We start from the raw sequence: 18,199 nt of genomic DNA on the forward strand, positions 1-18,199 counted from the left end.
CACTTCCCTGATGAAACCGCTTCGCATCGTCATGGACCCGCGCGACAACGTCGCGATCATTGCCAATGAGGGGGGCCTTGCCGCTGGCACTGTCTTCGATGACGGACTTGTGCTGATGGACAAAGTGCCGCAGGCGCACAAAGTCGCGTTGAAGGCAATCGCCGCTGGTGAGGCAGTGCTGCGCTACGGCGTGCCGATTGGCTATGCCATCGCCGACATCGCGGCGGGAGCCTGGGTTCACGAGCGATTGTTGCGAATGCCGCAAGCACGGTCACTCGAGGGCTTGCCCGAGGCCACGGTCAAGCCACCGGTCATGGCGCCTCTGGAAGGCTACACGTTCGAGGGTTTCCGCAACGCGGACGGCTCAGTGGGCACGCGCAACATCCTGGCCATCACACAGACCGTCCAATGCGTGGCCGGAGTAACCGACTTCGCGGTCAAAAGAATCAAGGCCGAGTTGCTGCCCCGCTACCCCAATGTCGACGATGTGGTCGCACTTGAGCACAGCTACGGCTGCGGTGTGGCCATCGACGCGCCAGACGCAGTGATTCCCATCCGCACGCTGCGCAACATCAGCCTGAACCCTAACTTCGGGGGCGAGGTGATGGTAGTCAGCCTTGGCTGCGAAAAACTTCAACCTGAGCGCCTGTTGCCTCCTGGTTCCATTCCGGTCGTAGACGAACGCCAACAAGGCGACGCTGCGCTCGACGTCGTATGCCTGCAGGACGAGGCGCATGTGGGCTTCATGTCCATGGTCGAATCCATCCTGCGCCAGGCCGATGTGCACCTTGCCCGCCTCAACGCACGGCGCCGGGTGACCGTGCCCGCAAGTGAATTGGTCGTTGGTGTGCAATGCGGCGGAAGCGACGCCTTCAGTGGGGTGACCGCCAACCCAGCCGTCGGCTTCTGCACAGACCTGCTCGTACGGGCAGGTGCCACCGTCATGTTCAGCGAGGTCACTGAGGTGCGAGACGGCATTGACCAGCTTACTTCGCGAGCGACTACACCTGAGGTGGCACAGGCCATGATCCGCGAGATGGCGTGGTACGACGCCTACCTGGATAGAGGCCGCGTAGACCGCAGCGCCAACACCACCCCTGGGAACAAGAAGGGTGGCCTCTCCAATATTGTGGAGAAGGCGATGGGCTCCATCGTGAAATCGGGCACGTCCCCTATCTCAGGTGTGGTGCGTCCGGGCGAAAAAGCCACCCAGAGGGGCCTGCTCTACGCCGCCACGCCAGCAAGCGACTTCATCTGCGGCACCCTGCAACTGGCCGCCGGTATGAATCTGCATGTATTCACCACCGGACGCGGCACACCCTACGGCTTGGCCGAAGTGCCGGTGATCAAGGTGGCCACCCGCACCGAACTCGCGCGGCGCTGGCACGACCTGATGGATTTGAACGCGGGCCGCATCGCTGATGGCGAAGCCACGATAGAAGAGACAGGGTGGGAGCTGTTCCAGATGATGCTCGACGTAGCGAGCGGCCGCCGCAAGACCTGGGCCGAGCAATGGAAGCTTGCCAATGCGCTGGTGCTCTTCAACCCAGCACCAGTGACCTGAACCATTTCACATGACCAAGAAGGAGACATGACATGCAACGCAGAACCGCACTTCAAGCACTCGCGGCCAGCCTGGTCGCTGGCACCGGCACGAGCGCCTTCGCGCAAGGCGCCTGGCCCACAGGCAAGGCCATTACATACGTTGTACCTTTTCCTCCTGGGGGGAACACCGACACGCTGGCGCGCTTGATTGCGCAGCCTTTGTCGAATGCGTTGGCCACGCCGGTCGTCATTGACAACAAGGGTGGCGCTGGCGGTAGCGTCGGCTCGGCCATCGCTTCACGTGCGCCTGCGGACGGCTACACCATCCTCGGTGGCACGATCAGTTCGCACTCCATCAACGGCAGCCTCTACAGCACGCCTCTCGGCTACGACATGGTCAAGTCGTTTTCCCCCGTCGCGATGCTGGGTGTGAGCCCTCTGCTGTTGGTGGTGCCTGCGTCCGGCCCGCTGCGTACGCTTGACGATGTATTGAAGGCCAGCCGAGCGAAAAATGGCGGCCTGACCTCTGGCTCTCCCGGCATCGGCACCTCCCCGCATATGGCACTGGAGCTTCTGGCCAGCCAGTCGGGCGTGAAGTTCACCCACGCACCTTACAAAGGGTCCGGTCCAGCCGTGCAGGACTTGGTGGGCGGACAGATAGACATGATGTTCGACACAAGCCTTGTCGTAGGACCACACATCCAAAGCGGACGCTTGCGCCCCATTGCCATCACTGGCAGCCAGCGAGTACCGGGCTTTCCTGACGTGCCCACCATCAGCGAAAGTGGCCAGAAGGGCTTCGACATGGTGTCTTGGCAAGCCATGTTTGTACCTGCGGGCACGCCTCAGCCCATCATCGACCGCCTGCATGCCGAGGTGATGAAGGTACTGGCCCTGCCTGAAATTCAAACCAGACTGAAAGGATTTGGAATGGAACCATCTTCGATGACGCCTGCCCAGCTTGCGGCATATCAAAAGGTCGAAGTCGACAAGTGGGCCAAGGTGATCAAGCAGGCCGGCATCAAAGCTGAGTAAAACGACGCGGCGCTCTGTCCGGGATCAGGCGCCGCACTGTAGTTGATCCCTTTAGTTCTTGCGGAGCGCGGCGGCCTCGGGCTCACCGGCTCACAGAGTCACCTCAAAGAATGTGCTTCCATTTCGCACGCACCGTCTCCTGCAATTGCTTGCTGGCTTCGGCGACTTCTGGAAACTCATTAATGAAGTCGAATGGACGGCAAGCGTCAATGATGGCTTTGGAGTTGAACGGCGCCTTATAGGTATAGGCGATGGACATGGGATCGTTCTTGGAGCCCATGCCCCGCCTGGTGATGTCGATATCCATCTCGGGGTCAGACCGCGTGGCAACCGCCCACATCACCTCCTGCATATTGGAGGGATCAATGTCCTCGTCCACAACCACCGAGTAACGCGACATGTACGCGCCCACACCGCACTGGCTGAGAATGTGCCCAGCCTGGCGGGCATGGCCGGCGTACCGTTGCTTGATGGAGACCACGTTGAACATGCGTGCACCACCAATTTCATGTGCCCAGACTGCTTGAACATCAGGCACGCCGGATGCGATCAACGCATCCATCAACAAGGCTGACCGCATAACCGCCTTGGAGTACGAGTAATCGTTCGGCGGCTTCGCGGGCGGGCTCCCCATGATGATGGGGTTGTTGCGGAAATAGACCTTCTCTACCGTGACAACCGGTGCAGTTGCGGGCTTGCCGGGGTAGTAACCATGGAACTCACCGAATGGGCCTTCAATGCGCTCGTCACCTGGGTAGGCCCAGCCTTCCAGAACAATTTCGGCGTGGCTGGGAATAGGCAAATCCGTGAGTTGGCCACGGACTACAGAAACCGGCTGTTTGAGAATCGCGCCAATATAGTTGTACTCGCACATGCCGAAAGGCACTTCGATACCGGAGATCAGATAGCCCAGTGGGTCACAGCCAACGACGATCGCCACCGGGAAAGGCTTGCCAGCCTTCATGTACTTGTCGTACTGAATGGCACCATGCTTGCCCGGAATCATGTCGAGGCCCACATGGTTCTTGTCATGAACCATGACGCGGTAGGTACCGACATTGACCCAGTCAGAATCCAGATCCTTGGTGACGACCATGCAGCCGGTACCAATGTACCTGCCGCCGTCCTTCTCATGCCACAAAGGAGAAGGAAACGCCAGCACGTCGACCGACTCCTTCTCCTGGACATTTTCAAAGACCGGCCCAGTCGCCACTGAGACCGGGGGATAGTCCGCAGCCAGGCCTTGCCATTGCTTGGGCTTGCCCCGAAGCGATTGCGTCAGGCCGGCGTTTGTCATTTCGATGGGCAAGCGCAGGATTGAAGACAGACGCGCGGGACTGCTGGTGCTGCATGTCATGACCCGGTGTCCCTTGGGATAGCCTGGGATGTCGTCAAACAGCAGCGCGTTCGGCAGGTCCTTCTTGACATTCAGTTCACTGATGGCACCGATTTCCAAGTCCCAATCAGCACCCGAAACTTCAGTCAATTCGCCCAACTTCCGGGTATCTTCGATCCAGGCCCGCAGATCCAGCGGATGACCAACCAACGTATTGCTCATACTTAACTCTCAGAGAAAAAAGGGAAAGATTTGGCGTGCACCATTTCCATGACGCATGCCGTCAGAAGCTTGAGGTGACTAGGCTCTAATCTTCAATCTTAAAATCCATGGCCTTGATCAGACGGCTCCAGCGCCCCATCTCCTCCTGCATGTATTTTTCAGGATCGGCCACGACCAGCATCTCAGCACCTGCCTGTTGAACGTTCGATGCAAACCCAGCATCGCCAGCGACCTTTCTGGTCACCCCGCGCAGGGTTTCCAGCACTGGCCTGGGCAAATTGGCTGGAGCGAAGAGTGCATTGAAAACTACGACCCTCATGTCTGGCATGCCGCTTTCAACGGCGGTCGGAATGTCGGGTGCGGACTTCAGACGCGTGGGGCTGTTGATCGCCAGAATACGAACGCGACCGGAGCGGTGATGCCCCAGCACCGCTGAAGACATGATAGGCGTCGCAAGCTGCAGGTGGCCGGCAATCACATCTGCCATGGCCGGCCCACCACCTCGGTACGCTACGTGGGTAATCTGCAGCTTTCCGTTAAGGTATTTGAAAAGCTCACCAGTCAGATTGGTGATGGTGCCGGCGCCGGCTGATCCGTAAGACAACTTGTCTGGTTGGCTGCGTGCCAGAGCGGCAAGCTCCTGCAGGTTCTTGGCAGGCACAGAGGGGTGCACGAGCACGCAGGTGGGATTGGCACTGACCGGACCGACCATGACGAAATCTTTCAAGCCATCGTACTGCGGCTTGGCCGATGCAAGCGGGTTGACAATCTGGGTCGTCGTGGTACCCAACAGGAGGGTATAGCCGTCGGGTTTGGATCGAGCGACTTCACTGGCACCAATGACCCCACCAGCACCCGCCTTGTTGTCAATGATGAAGTTGAACCCGGACAGTGGCGCCGCAGCCCTGGCCCAGTAACGGGCCATCACATCTCCATCACCGCCAGGCGCGAACGGCACGACGATCCTGATAGCGCGGTCGGGATAACCCGTTTGCGCGCCGGCATGAAAGGGCAAAGCTGCGACTGGGATGCCTGCCGCAGCGGCCATCAATTCACGTCGGGAAAATGGTCTGTTCATCTGTACTTTCTCCATGTCTGGTATCAACAGAAAATCAAGTCAGCGACTTCATTGCCCATCCAGGGGAATGAAGATTTGCTGGCACGCGCAAACGGAAGTTGAGCAGGCAACTTCTAATAAATGAATAAGGAGAGTCCGACCTTGCTCATGGCTTACCCATGCCGCCCCACCGGCGAACCAAATCGGTGTCCACATCAAAAAGATCCAGGCAACGACCGACGGTGTGGTTAACCATGTCATCAATCGAGCGCGGCTTCACATACATCGCGGGAACCGGGGGCATGATGACGGCGCCGTTATCACTGGCTTGCAGCATGGCCTTGAGGTGACCATTGTGCAAAGGGGTTTCGCGCACGAGCAGGACAAGCCGTCGCCGCTCTTTGAGCACCACATCGGCAGCACGTGTGAGCAGCCCTGTGGTGTTACCGTAGGCAATCTCGGAAAGCGATCGAATGGAGCACGGGGCAACAACCATGCCTATGGTCTTGTAAGACCCCGACGAGATGGTGGCCCCAACATTCTTCGCGTGATGAACTTCGAAGGCCAGACTCTCGACCTCCTTCACGGACATATCTACTTCAGCGGCAATCGTCAGCTTCGCCGAGTCGCTCATCACCAAATGAGTCTGAATGTCCGATCCCTGCAGAACCTGCAGAAGGCGCACGCCAAAAATGGCGCCTGATGCACCACTAATGCCGACGATAAGGCGCCGGGGAATCGAACTGTTGGACATGGCAGTCACCAAAATACTTCGCTTGAAATCGGATAGCCCGATTGTGAGCAAGGTAGGCCGAATATGCCCAACGAGTAATTTCGCTCAGTCCCATGAAAATGGTTCATGAAGTCCCGGAGCAGCGCCAATGGGGATGGCCTGCCCAGTCTTCGCGAAGTGCGCCAGCAACCAGCGTTTGAACTTCTGCACTTTGGGCAGTGCAGAGCGTTCAGGCCTGCTCAGTACGTGATAGCCAGCAGGTGAGCGGTAGCGAAACGTGAAGGGCTCAACAAGCCGCCCGCTTTCCAGATCCTTGCCCACCAGCATGGAGCGCCCAATCCCGACACCCAATCCTTCAATGATGGCGTTCATGGCAAAGGCCAGTGTCCCGCAATGGACCTCGCTGACAAACGTGTCAACCTCTGTATTGGATTCACGCAACCACACGGTCCAGTCGTCCGTGATGATGGGAGATGCGGTCCGCACGATAGGATAGTGCCGAAGATCTTCAGAAATGCGCAGGGGCGGACCGGATGCGAGCAGCGCTGGCGCGCAGACCGGAAAGATATCTTCATCGGCAATTTTTTGCGCATCGAAATCCGGCCAGTCATCTATTCCATGCCAGATCGCGACGTCGAAATCGCATTGTTCCAGCCTATCGGTCGGCGCCAACGGCATCAACCGCAGTTCAACATTTGGGTGCATGGCCAGGAATTCTGGCAATGCAGGGGTCAGGCATCTGGCGGAGAATGCAAAAAGGCAAGCGATGGTGAGGCGGTTGTCGTGCACCGAGGACACGCTTTCGGTGGCCGCTGCAATCTGGGCGATCGCTGGGCGCACGCACTCCAGGTAGATTCGTCCTTCATTGGTGATTTTGGTCAGATTCTGCTTGCGGCTGAACAACTGAATACCCAGCAGGCTCTCCAGCTCCTTGATCCTATGGCTGATAGCGGTCTGGGTGATGCTCAGCTCTGACGCAGCCCTGGTGAAACTCTGGTGCCGCGCAATGGCCTCCAGAGCAAGCAGCGCATTGAGCGGGGGCATAGGTCTTCGCATGGGATCTGACGGTGGGCGCCTTTCTTACTAACTTGCATTCAAATACATGAATCCGTTCACGCTGACCCTGTCGAAGCGCCGCGCGAGGCTTCGACAGGCTCAGCCCGAACGGTGTTTATGGATTCAACGCAATTCGGCATTGTTCCGGCGCACTGGTTGTAGGGAAAATAGTCTCTTCAAATCGCATTGTCAGGCCGTGGTGCCCGAATGATCACAAGGGATGACCCGACCTATCGCGAGTTTGCTGCATTCCGCGCAGCCCCTTTGGAGCCGCCGTGCTCAAAGGGCGGCCACGGCTTCAATCTCCAGGCTGCAGCCGTAGTGCAGCGTCGGAACGGGAACCACGGCACGTGCAGGCCGCGTGCCCCCTATCCATTCCGCATAAATCGTGTTGAAGGCGGGCCACAGGGATATGTCGGTAATGTAGACGCGAACTTGCACAATTTTTTCGAGCGAGCTTCCTCCGCCCTTGACCGCACTGGCTACATTGGCCAGCACCTGGCGTGCCTGCTCTTCAAAGGGCGCGTCGCAGAGGACCGTGCCGTCCGGCGCCACAGGAAGCTGCCCGGAGACGAATAGCAGTCCGCCCCCAGAAGCAACATGGCTGTAGTGCCCGCCAGGCGGCGCCATACCCGCGGGCGTGGCAATGCTCCAAAATGGTGCAGACTCCATCAATGTCTCCAGGTTATATACATTGTCAGACTGCTGGAGGCGCCACCCGCGCTCCCACAATACCGTTGCGTTTGAGGGATCGAGCCACAAAACCGTCCGCTTTCATATCTTCGACAAACTCGCGCACCACCGCGACGACCGCGTCGCTGCGCCCGGCAGGAACACCGATGGCCTGTTGAATAGTCATGAAATCGCCCGTCAGCATTCTCAAGCCGGGGAAACGCAGGCCGTCTGCCTCCAGTTGCTGGCGCACACCAGCGGCCACGTCGGCATTCGTACGCAGGAATTCGTCAACTACGGCCGGAGAAGTTGGAGCTCGTTCCACGCGGGCATGTTTGAGTTCCCGGGTAAGAAAAAGGTCATAAGCACTCCCCGCCCCCACCACGACGCGCAGGCCAGCCTGATCTACGTCTTCAACCGATCGGAGCGGGGAATTCTCTCGAACCATATAAGCGCCCTGAATCAGAACGTAGGGCGGTGCAAATCGAAGCTGAGCGGCACGAGCCGGGTCTAGAGCAAAAAAACCAATGTCTGCGTCGCCTTTCGCAATGGCATCCACTGATTTTCCTGCGCTATCGAAAACCACAGTCTCCAGCGCCACGCCCAATCGACCGGCCAGCGCACGCGCCAGATCCACGGAAACACCGCGAGGCTCTCCATGAATGTCGGTCCGGCTCGCCAACACTGGATTTCCCAGATTGATCGACACCCTCAACGCTCCCGTGGGAGCTATCTCTTTGACGAGATCAAGATTCAATTCAGCTCTGCCTTTACTTTATGAGGTCGCAACCCGAGATTCACCGGGCGGTCAGCCATTCATTCCAATTTGATGTTGACCTTCTTGGCCACGTCGCGGTAGCGCGCCACGTCCTTGCGAATTCGGTTTGCAAAGTCTGCTGACGGCATTCCGCCTACTTCAGCACCCGCATCGGCGAACCGCTTTTTTACATCCGGATCTTGTAGTGTCTTGGCAACCTCAGCATGGAGCTTGGCCATGATGTCGGAGGGCACGCCCTTGGGAGCGAACAGTCCAACCCAATTCGACGCGTCAACGTTCTTGACGCCGGCCTCATTGGCAGTCATCCAGGCGCTGTTGTAGGGCGTGCGACGTGCCGTGGTGAGACCCAGCACTTTGACTCTCCCCGACTGGACATGCGGCATCACAGCCGGCACCGCCACCACACCCAGGGGAACCTCCCCTGAAGCGACTGCAGCCACAGCCGGCGCACCACCCTTGTAAGGAACATGAAGCAACTTTGCACCGGCCTCGAGAGAGAACCACTCACCCGCCAGATGATTCACACTGCCATTTCCAGGCGAAGAAAAGGCGAGCTTGCCCGGGTCCTTTTTCTCAGCAGCCACCAGTTCCTGGATCGTGTTGTAAGGCTCTTTCGAATTGGCCACCAACAGCATGGGCGTGTCGCTGATCATGGTGATGGGTGCAAAGTCCCGGTCCAGGTCATAAGGTACGGAAGGAAAGATGGCCGGGTTGACTGCAAATTCACCGGTGTGTGCAGTCAGCAGCGTATAGCCGTCTGCGGGCGCCTTGGCCACGTAAGACACGGCAATGAATCCGTTGCCACCTGGCTTGTTGTCCACAATGAAATTCCACCCCAGGCGTTCGGTCATCTTCTGAGTGAGCAAGCGCGCAGTCACGTCCACCACACCACCGGGCGCAAATGGAACCACGACGCGGATCGGTCGGTTTGGAAACGCTTGAGCCAACGCGGCATTGCCGAGGAATAGCTGAGAGGCCACCATGGCCCCCAACAACAGGGTATTGCGGCGCTTTGGGATCCATCGAGTGGTCATTTAGTCTCCTGCAAGGTGCATGTTTCTTGAAATTCCCCGCAATGGTCGGGACGGCCGCCTCTGCGGTCAAACGAAAAATATTGGTGACCGGCATGAATCGAGTTCATGCCTGGACAGCTAGGGTTCAAATCCAGCCACGCGCAACTGCACCAACATGAAGCTTGAGAGGTCACCAGGCACTGATGGCCGCGCATGAGTGATTTTGATCACCCACCTGAAAATTACTCGTTGGACCGCGAGTGAGGCCGCTGCGAATAATCCGGCCCATGATGCCTACCGGACCCACCACTCAGACGCTGACCTCAAGTGACGGCGTTCCCATCCATTACCGTGTGCATGGGTCCTGCGCGGATCTACCCGTAGTGGCCCTCATCCATTCCCTGGCCATGGACCATCGCTTCTGGGATCCCGTTGCGAAGCTGCTCGAAGGCCAGGCTTGCGTGGTCGCCATCGACGCACGTGGACACGGAAAATCCGGTCGCGGCACCGCCCGACTCACGGCTGCGCGGATGGCTGACGATCTGCTGGAGGTACTGGATGCCCTGCAAATCCGCAAAGCCGTGGTCGGCGGCGCCTCCATGGGGGGCTGCCTGGCTCTGCAGTTTGCAGGCACGCACCCGGAGCGCTGCTCTGGCCTGGCGCTGATTGACACTACCGCCTGGTACGGGCCAACAGCACCCAAGGATTGGGAAGACCGGGCAATGAAGGCCAAGTCTCAAGGTCTGTCCGCGCTGGTCGACTTTCAGAAGACCCGCTGGTTCAGCGAAGCCTTTTCGCAGCGCGAGCCAGGCGTGGTGGATGAGTGCATCGCCATCTTCCTGTCCAACGATATCGATGCCTATGTCGATACCTGCCGCATGATGGGTGCGTTCGATGGCCGTGGGCTGTTTGCCAATATCCATGTACCCACACGCATTCTGGTCGGTGACGAAGACTATGCCGCTCCAGTGGCCATGGCGCAGGTACTGCATGAAGGTATCGCTGGCTCCCGGCTTGAGATCATCCCCGGCGCCCGCCACCTCACACCACTGGAGGTGCCGCACATCGTGGCCGACACCTTGCGGGCACTGTGCCAGGAGGATCAACAATGACCCCGTTTGAGTACCTGCTGCCGTACTCGCTTGACGAAGCGCTCAGCCTGCTGGACCCGGAAGACCCCGGCATTCGGCCTGTCAGTGGTGGAACGGCCATCATGCTCATGATGAAGGCTGGGGTACTGACGCCTACGCGCCTGGTCAGCCTGCACAAGATTGGCGATCAGCACGCGGCCATTCAGCGCAATGCCGCTGGCGAACTCTTGATAGGCGGTATGGCAAGGCTGGCTGACATTGAGCGCCACCCCACCGTCCGCGAAAAATGCCCATTGCTGAGCCAGGCGCTTCGTGGCGTGGCCAACCCACGCGTTCGCGCGGTCGCCACCATTGGCGGCAACCTGAGCCATGCGGACCCTCATCTGGACATGCCACCCGTGCTATCCGCGCTGAGCGCCCGCGTGGTGATCACTGGCCCTGATGGGATTCGCACCGTGAACGCTGAAGACTTCTGCACCGGCTACTACGAAACCGTGGTCAAACGCGACGAATTGGTGACCCAGATCATCGTGCCGGCGCAAGCCGGGCCTGGCGCCTATCTGAAACTCACCACACGCGCAGCGCACGACTGGCCGGCACTGGGCATTGCGTTGGTGCTGAAAGTAGCTGATGGCAAGGTTCTAAGTTCCAACATTTTCACAGGCGCGGCTACCGACCGTCCAACACGGCTGCTGCAAGCGCAGTCTGTACTTGAGCAGCAAGGACTGGCCGAGACGGCCTTGCGCGCGGCAGGTGAAGCCGCCGTCGCTGAGACGACGTTGATGGAAGACGCCCACGGGTCGGTCGCCTACAAAAGCCAGTTGCTCAGGATCGCCCTGCCCCGGGCTATAGACAACGCCCTTCGCCACAGCCGGAGCCATGCATGAGCACAGTTACCACCCCTGAACGCCAGGTCGGTCGCGCAGTTGACCGCCTGGAGTCCCGCTCCAAAGTCACAGGCGCTGCAGACTACACCCATAACGTCAGCCTGCCTCGCATGCTGCACGCCAAGGTGGTGCGCAGCACGCAGGCGCACGCGCGCATCCTGTCCATCGATACGACGGCGGCCCGCGCGATAAGCGGTGTATTCAAGGTGGTTACCGCCCGCGAAGTCATCGAAGTCATTCCCGATCCGCACTACGGACCTGCATTCCACGACCAGCCCATCCTGGCGATTGAAAAGGTGCGCCATATTGGCGAACCCGTGGCTGTGGTGCTGGCAGAGGACGTGCACGTGGCCGAGATGGCCGCGGGCCTGGTGAACGTGGAATACGAAACGCTGCCCGCAGTGTTCGATGAGGTTCATGCCGCGCACCATACCGACGTGCTGGTGCACGATGTGCTCCGTCCAGCTGGCACCTTCCCCGACCTCAAGCACCTGGCCGGGCGCAAGGGGACCAACGTGGCCCTGGACTACCGCTTGCGGCACGGTGATGTCGACAAGGCGTTTGCCGAAGCGGCCCATGTGTTTGACCACACCTTCCGCACACAGCAGGTCATGCACACGCCCATGGAGCCAATGATTTCGATCGCCGAGCTGCAAGACCACGGCATCATCATTCACACTGCGTCGCAAAGCCCTTCATTTGTACGCCTGGAAATTGCGCGCCTGCTGGGCTGGCCCGAGAACCGGGTGCAGGTGAAAACACGCCTGCTCGGAGGCGGCTTCGGTGCGAAGCTCTATATCAAGATCGAGGCGCTTGCGGTAGCTCTGGCGCTCATCGCTCGCCGACCTGTGCGCGTAGCTCTCACGATGGAAGAGCAGTTCTACACCATCACCAAACACGCCACCACATTCCGCATTCGCAGTGCAGTGGATCACCACGGCCGGATCACGGGCCGCCACTGCGAGGTGTACTGGAATGGCGGCGCCTACGCGGACATCGGACCTCGGGTCACGCAAAAGTCGGGCTTCACGGCCGGCGGTCCGTACGACATCGCCAACCTCAGCATCGACTCGTATCAGGTGTACACCAATCTTCCCCCTGCCGGCGCCTTCCGGGGCTTCGGTATCACTCAGGTGGTATGGGGCTACGAGTGCCAGGCTGATCTGATCGCACGTCACCTCGGCATGGACCCACTGGAGTTCCGCCGCCTTAACCTGCTGGAAAACGGCCGCCCCCATGCTACAGGCACTGTGATGAAAGATGCCGCCCTGCGCATGGTGCTGGATCGCGTGGCTGAACGCATCGATTGGAAACAACCTTTCGAGCGAGGCCACGGTACGGTCCGGCGCGGGCGCGGCGTGGGACTCGGGTTCAAGGCGCTTGTGGCACCCACCACTTCTGTGGCAACGATTACTCTGGCCGGCGACGGCAGTTGCACCTTGCTCATCAGCACGGTGGACATGGGCCAGGGTTCGGACACAGCCATGGCCATCGTCGCTGCAGACGTGCTGGGCATGACGGCTGAGAGCATCCGGGTTGTGCATGCGGACACGGATGTCACGCCCTACGACATGGCCACCCTGGGCTCGCGATCTACCTTCTCCATGGGCAACGCAGTCAAGCTGGCCGCCGAAGATCTACTGGCGCGGCTACGCCTGCTTGGACAGGAAGTGGGCATGCCTTACGAGACCATGGGAATGGCAGCCTCTTTGCTGAAGAAAAAATTTGGCATGCAGGCTGGCACTGTGGTGGGCACGGGCAGCTTCATTCCCTCCTACACCTCACCCGACGCCGATGGCCGTTCGCCAGACATCACCCCCAACTGGATGATTGGCGGGACCGGTGTGGAACTGGAAGTTGACACTGAGACCGGTCACTTTCGTATCCTGCGCATGGAGAACGTAGTGGACTGCGGAACCCCGCTGAACCCCAAGGTCGTGGAGACACAGATCTCCGGCGCGGCCATCATGCAGCTAGGAATGGTCCATCTGGAAAAAATGGAGTTTGACAGCGAGGGACAACTGCGCAACGCCTCGTTCTCAGAGTACAAGATCCCCGGCATCCTGGACATTCCAGAGCATTTTGGATGCGATGCCGTGGAATCCCGGCAAGCCAGCGGACCTTATGGCGCCAAAGGCATCGGAGAAAGCGGTTGCTTTGGCGTGGCGTCTGCAGTGGCTGAAGCCATTCACGATGCGGTCGGTGTGCGCATCACCTCCCTGCCCATCACGCCAGAGGCCGTGTTCCGCGCACTCGCCGAACAAGCCGGTCAACCCCTGTCCCTCATCCCCACCGAGAGAACACAGCCGTGAGCACGACAAGCACACTCATTCAATTTCGCCTCAACGGCGAGCCGGTCTCACGACAAATTGAGTCCTACAGTACCCTCGTGGAAGTGGTCCGCGGATGTGGATTGAATGGCGCACGCGAAAGCTGCGGCCAGGGCCTGTGCGGTTGCTGCACCGTCGTGGTCGACGGTAAGGCCGTGACAGGGTGCCTCCATCCTGCCATGCATGTGGATGGCTGCGATGTCGCCACGATAGAAAGCCTGGAACAAGACGGCCAGCTCGATCCTGTGCAACAAGCCTTCATTGATGCCGGTGCGTTTCAGTGCGGGTTTTGCACGCCGGGCTTCATCTTGATGTCCAGGCAGTTGCTGACTCAAAACCCCAATCCTACAGACCACGAGATCCGGCACTACCTGGCGGGCAACCTGTGCCGCTGTGGGGCGTATCCCGAAATCGTCAAAGCCGTGAAGCTGGCGGGTGAACGACTTCGCGCGGCAAGCCATCCCTAAGAAAGAAAACCATCATGGAAATCCAAGGCGAACGACTCCTTGCCGTGCCACGCGCAGACGTATGGCGTGCACTTAACGACCCGGCCGTACTACAGCGCTGTGTACCTGGTTGCGATGCATTCGAAGCCGATGGCGAAGACAAGTACCGCGTCGCAATGCAAGCCACGGTCGGTCCCGTACGCGCCCGATTCACCGGCAAGTTGCTGATCAGCGACATCGTGCCACTTACCTCCTACGCTTTGAACTTCGAAGGATCAGGCGGGGTTGCCGGGTTTGGCAAGGGCACGGCCAACGTGGTCCTTGAAGATGCTGAGCAAGGAACCCGCTTGCGCTACAGCGCGCAAGCGCAAGTCGGTGGCCGCCTGGCTCAGGTGGGCGCTCGCTTGATTGACGGCGTGACCAAGCGGATGGCTGATGATTTTTTCACGCGGTTCACCAATGAGCTTGCTTCGCCACAAGCTGAGAATGCAGCAAAAACAGGAAGCGCCAACGCCACCACCGCAACAGGGGCTGCCACCACGGGTGTACAAGCCACTCCACTCGCTTCTCTCACTCACACGGGCAAGCCCCAACAACAAGCAGCCGCTTCACCTCAGAGCAACCATATCGCTGTACTTGCTGCCGCCGTCTCGGCGACAGCAGCAGCTGTCGCGGTGCTCGCGGCTCTATTCGTCGTGCGATTCGCAGCCTAGAAACTGGTTCCTGTTATGACCGTCATAAATCATGACGATCATCCCTTCGAGCTGAGCCTGCCCTGAGGCTCAATGCTATTGGGCACTCGGAAATTGGTATTCGACCCAACAAAAACCGTTCGGCCTGAACTTGTCGAAGGCTTGCGCAACACTTCGACAAGCTCAGCGCGAACGGAATTTTGTGAATGTTAGCCTGGCAAAACCAGGCCCTAAGGGCACTGGCCTTTATAACTCAATCACACTTCCGCTGTGCACTCGATCTCGAGCAGGAAATCGTCGTAGCCCATGTCCGCTGCGATGGTGGTACGGGCGGGATAGTTGCCTTCAGTGAAATAGGTCTTATAGATCTCGTTCATCTTCGCGAAATCCTTGGAGTGCTTCAGGATCACGTTGACCTTGACAACTTTCTCCAGATTGCTGCCTGCTTCTTCGAGCAACGCAATCAAGTTCTTCATGACCTGGTGCATCTGCGCCTCAAAGTCGCCTTGTGCAATCTGGCGATCGCCATAGAACGCGGGCTGGCCTGAGACAAACACAAAACCATTCGATACGACAGCCGGAGATAGCGGCGCCTTGGGAGGGGTGACTTTGTCTGAGCGGATGATTTTCTTGGCCATGATTTCTCCTTGGATAGATGTGGTGCTAAAAAACTGTTAACAAATCAGTTGACCGTGGCTCCGGAGGCCTTGACGATCTTTTCGGATTTTTTGATTTCGTCAGCAATGAACTTCCTGAAATCTGCCGAACTCATCGAGGCGACTTCCAGGCCTTGTTCAGCCAGCCGCTTCTGGATCTCTTCGGATTTCACGATGGACTTCAGCTCTGAATCGATTTTGCTGATGACGCTGGCCGGCGTGCTCTTCGGCGCAATCATTCCGTACCAGGAATTCGACTGGAACGATGCATAGCCCAATTCCTTGAACGTCGGAATGTTCGGCGCCGTCTTTGTACGCACATCGTTCACAATGGCAATGGCTCGAAGCTTGCCCGATTGGATGTGCGGCAGAACGTCTGGCAGATTCGCAAACATCATGTTGACATGGCCTCCCAGAAGGTCATTGAGCGCAGGAGCTTGTCCCTTGTAAGGCACGTGGGACACGTCGATCTTCGCAAGCGACTTGAACACCTCGATCGCAATGTGCGATGAAGTTCCGCTGCCGAACGACGCAAACGAAATCTTGCCCGGCGATTTCTTCGCGGACTCCACCAGCTCACCTAACTGGGTAATGCCTACCTGGGGACTAGCCACCAGCACATGCGGCGTATAGGCCAGCATGGCGATAGGAATGAAGTCTTCGGTCGTGTTGTATCGGAGGTTGTCGTAGAGACTGGGGTTGATGGTGAAGCTGTTGGCCACCATGCCGAAGGTGTAGCCGTCTGGTTTGGCGCGTGCGACGAATTCGGTGCCTATGGTGGTGCCAGCACCTGGCTTGTTGTCCACCAGCACAGGCTGCTTCAGGTTTTCACCAAGCTTCTGTGCAATTGAGCGGGTCAGATTGTCCAGCGTCCCACCAGCGGGAAAAGGCACAACGATGGTGATGGCCTTGGTTGGATAGGCCTGCGCCACCGCAGTCAAAGGAATGAGTGCCGTCATCGAGAGGGCGAGTGCGAAACGGATCTTCATCTTTCAATCTCCTGAGCCAATGGTGTTGGTCAACTCACCGATTGACTCGATATAGGCGGTGATCACATCACCGGGTTGCAGAAACTTCTGCGGCGTCAAGCCCAGGCCCACGCCTGAGGGCGTGCCTGTAGCAATCACATCGCCTGGCTCCAAGGCCATGCCATTCGACAGCTGGCTCACAATCTGGGGAATGCTGAACAGCAGGTCAGCGGTGTTGGAGTCCTGGCGGGGCTCACCATTCACGCTCAATGCAATTCGTAGCTTGTGCGGCTGTTCTATGAACTTGCTGGGCACTACATAGGGCCCCATTGGACAAGTACCGTCCAGGCCCTTGCCCTTGAACCACTGCCCATGAAGATCCTGCAGGTCACGCGCAGTGATGTCATTGACGATCGTGTAGCCAAACACATGGTCCATGGCATCCTTTTCGGCGATGTTGATGCCCCGCTTACCGATCACAATGGCAAGCTCCACCTCGTAGTCCAGCTTCTGCGTGCTTGCTTGATGGTGGCTCACCGCACTTTGATGCCCCCTCACCGTGGACGGCGGCTTGGTGAAGAATTCCACTGCCTTCGGAAAGTCATTGATGTTCCTGCCACGCGCCAAATTGCCCTCAATGATGTGGGCCTTATAGTTGCGTCCCACACAGAACACGTTGCGACGGGGACGAATGATGGGCGCGCGCCATACGATGCTCTGCAGATTAATCTGGCTCTTGTCTTTTGCCGCCTGCGGTGCGGCGCTGATGGCCGCCATGATCGACTCGCCCTGATCGGGCAATTCAATCAGCGACAGCAGATCCTGCGGAATGGGGTCTTCGTTCTCTACGGCTTGCGAATGCTTGAGAAGCTCTGCCACATCGAACGCACCACCCTCCCCTTGCACTACGCCCAAGCGGGGACGGGTCGAATCGATCTCGTAGGTAAAAAATTTCATGGCTTCCAGGTAAGGCAGGTTCAAATTAACGGCTCTTGTTGACCTGGCCGAGCAGGCCCAACACATGCGCTTTCGCCAACTGCGACGCCAACTCAGCGTTGCGTGCATCGATTGCATCGATGATGGCAAGGTGCTCACGCAAAGAGTCGTGGGCGCGGTTCAGGCGTTGAATGGTCTTGGAACGCAGCATCTGGCCGTGGCCGAAAGAGTTCCAGATCTTCTCGAGCACCAGGTTATTGGCCAGGCGCATCAGATAGGCGTGGAACGCCACGTTGGCTGCAGCGTACTCGTCGACCCGTTCGTCCAGATTGTTTTCATTGAACGGGGCAAAGATGGACCGCAAGTGATCCACGTCGTGCTTGCTCGCGTTGAGTGCGGCCTCGCTAGCGATGAACGACTCAAGCTCCGCGCGCAGCTTCAACCAGTCTGTGTACTCCTTAAGCGTCACAGGCATGAGCACGGCACCGCGGCGGGGCTGCAAGCTGATCAAACCCTCTTGACCCAGCCGCTTCAACGCCTCTCGAACCGGGGTTCGGCTGACAGATAGCTCCTGCGCCACATCTTCTTCACGCAGGTGGACCGGCTCCTCAATCGTGCCGACCATGCTCAAGATGCGCTCCCGGATTGACTGGTAGACACCATCGTGCCCACCAGGGCGCGCTTCTGCGGGATCAGCGGCTTCAACGGGGGCGCGAGCTTGCATACGAGATAGATCCATGTTTTTC

The 18,199-nt window shown here is 58.7% G+C and carries 18 protein-coding genes; 7 read left to right on the top strand and 11 right to left on the bottom strand.

The features are described 5' to 3' along the window. Positions 1-10: 10 nt before the first annotated feature. Together garD and ABIE13_RS07965 are read left to right on the top strand one after the other, a co-directional pair. Positions 11-1,564 (top strand): galactarate dehydratase, encoded by a 1,554-nt coding sequence (garD, locus tag ABIE13_RS07960; protein ID WP_354442599.1) that lies wholly within the window; start codon positions 11-13, stop codon positions 1,562-1,564. Positions 1,565-1,596: 32 nt separating this feature from the next. Further along, positions 1,597-2,580, top strand: a complete 984-nt coding sequence (locus tag ABIE13_RS07965; RefSeq protein ID WP_354442600.1) for a Bug family tripartite tricarboxylate transporter substrate binding protein — start codon at positions 1,597-1,599, stop codon at positions 2,578-2,580. 103 nt (positions 2,581-2,683) lie between these two features. Here ABIE13_RS07965 and ABIE13_RS07970 read toward each other — a convergent pair whose 3' ends face one another. From ABIE13_RS07970 to ABIE13_RS08000, 7 genes are all read right to left on the bottom strand, one after another. Further along, on the bottom strand, positions 2,684-4,138 hold the full coding sequence (locus ABIE13_RS07970) for a UbiD family decarboxylase (protein ID WP_354442601.1): 1,455 nt from the start codon (positions 4,136-4,138) through the stop codon (positions 2,684-2,686). Positions 4,139-4,223: 85 nt separating this feature from the next. Further along, entirely contained in the window at positions 4,224-5,216 is a 993-nt protein-coding gene (locus ABIE13_RS07975; RefSeq protein WP_354442602.1) for a Bug family tripartite tricarboxylate transporter substrate binding protein, read from the bottom strand. A 145-nt stretch (positions 5,217-5,361) separates the two neighbouring features. Next, positions 5,362-5,949, bottom strand: a complete 588-nt coding sequence (locus ABIE13_RS07980; RefSeq protein ID WP_354442603.1) for a UbiX family flavin prenyltransferase — start codon at positions 5,947-5,949, stop codon at positions 5,362-5,364. Between the two features lie 84 nt (positions 5,950-6,033). After that, positions 6,034-6,972: a LysR substrate-binding domain-containing protein gene (locus ABIE13_RS07985; protein WP_354442604.1), complete on the bottom strand. Its 939-nt coding sequence runs from the start codon at positions 6,970-6,972 to the stop codon at positions 6,034-6,036. Positions 6,973-7,263: 291 nt separating this feature from the next. Further along, a complete protein-coding gene (locus ABIE13_RS07990) occupies positions 7,264-7,656 on the bottom strand; it encodes a RidA family protein (RefSeq protein WP_354442605.1) in 393 nt (130 codons plus the stop codon). Positions 7,657-7,681: 25 nt separating this feature from the next. Then, a complete protein-coding gene (locus tag ABIE13_RS07995; RefSeq protein WP_354442606.1) occupies positions 7,682-8,413 on the bottom strand; it encodes an ABC transporter substrate-binding protein in 732 nt (243 codons plus the stop codon). Positions 8,414-8,472: 59 nt separating this feature from the next. Then, on the bottom strand, positions 8,473-9,468 hold the full coding sequence (locus tag ABIE13_RS08000) for a Bug family tripartite tricarboxylate transporter substrate binding protein (protein ID WP_354442607.1): 996 nt from the start codon (positions 9,466-9,468) through the stop codon (positions 8,473-8,475). A 266-nt stretch (positions 9,469-9,734) separates the two neighbouring features. Between ABIE13_RS08000 and ABIE13_RS08005 the strand changes: the two genes are divergently transcribed. From ABIE13_RS08005 to ABIE13_RS08025, 5 genes are read left to right on the top strand one after another with little or no spacing between them, the layout of a single operon-like run. Further along, positions 9,735-10,559 (top strand): alpha/beta fold hydrolase, encoded by an 825-nt coding sequence (locus tag ABIE13_RS08005; RefSeq protein WP_354442608.1) that lies wholly within the window; start codon positions 9,735-9,737, stop codon positions 10,557-10,559. Then, positions 10,556-11,425: an FAD binding domain-containing protein gene (locus ABIE13_RS08010; RefSeq protein ID WP_354442609.1), complete on the top strand. Its 870-nt coding sequence runs from the start codon at positions 10,556-10,558 to the stop codon at positions 11,423-11,425. The genes ABIE13_RS08005 and ABIE13_RS08010 overlap by 4 nt, the downstream gene beginning before the upstream one ends. After that, positions 11,422-13,737, top strand: coding sequence for a xanthine dehydrogenase family protein molybdopterin-binding subunit (locus ABIE13_RS08015; RefSeq protein WP_354442610.1), 2,316 nt, complete (start codon positions 11,422-11,424; stop codon positions 13,735-13,737). Before ABIE13_RS08010 ends, ABIE13_RS08015 begins: the two co-directional genes overlap by 4 nt. Further along, positions 13,734-14,222: a (2Fe-2S)-binding protein gene (locus tag ABIE13_RS08020; protein ID WP_354442611.1), complete on the top strand. Its 489-nt coding sequence runs from the start codon at positions 13,734-13,736 to the stop codon at positions 14,220-14,222. Before ABIE13_RS08015 ends, ABIE13_RS08020 begins: the two co-directional genes overlap by 4 nt. 14 nt (positions 14,223-14,236) lie before the next feature. After that, positions 14,237-14,914, top strand: coding sequence for a CoxG family protein (locus tag ABIE13_RS08025; protein ID WP_354442612.1), 678 nt, complete (start codon positions 14,237-14,239; stop codon positions 14,912-14,914). A 236-nt stretch (positions 14,915-15,150) separates the two neighbouring features. Here the strand turns inward: ABIE13_RS08025 and ABIE13_RS08030 are convergent, their stop codons facing one another. The 4 genes from ABIE13_RS08030 to ABIE13_RS08045 are packed head-to-tail and all read right to left on the bottom strand — an operon-like array spanning position 15,151 to position 18,177. Further along, a complete protein-coding gene (locus ABIE13_RS08030; protein WP_354442613.1) occupies positions 15,151-15,531 on the bottom strand; it encodes a RidA family protein in 381 nt (126 codons plus the stop codon). A 44-nt stretch (positions 15,532-15,575) separates the two neighbouring features. Further along, entirely contained in the window at positions 15,576-16,538 is a 963-nt protein-coding gene (locus ABIE13_RS08035; RefSeq protein WP_354442614.1) for a Bug family tripartite tricarboxylate transporter substrate binding protein, read from the bottom strand. Positions 16,539-16,541: 3 nt separating this feature from the next. Continuing rightward, entirely contained in the window at positions 16,542-17,474 is a 933-nt protein-coding gene (locus ABIE13_RS08040; RefSeq protein ID WP_354442615.1) for a fumarylacetoacetate hydrolase family protein, read from the bottom strand. A 25-nt stretch (positions 17,475-17,499) separates the two neighbouring features. Then, positions 17,500-18,177: a GntR family transcriptional regulator gene (locus tag ABIE13_RS08045; protein ID WP_354442616.1), complete on the bottom strand. Its 678-nt coding sequence runs from the start codon at positions 18,175-18,177 to the stop codon at positions 17,500-17,502. Positions 18,178-18,199: the final 22 nt, after the last annotated feature.

Origin of the sequence: Ottowia thiooxydans, from assembly GCF_040548795.1 — a bacterium.
Lineage (GTDB): Bacteria > Pseudomonadota > Gammaproteobacteria > Burkholderiales > Burkholderiaceae_C > Ottowia > Ottowia thiooxydans_A.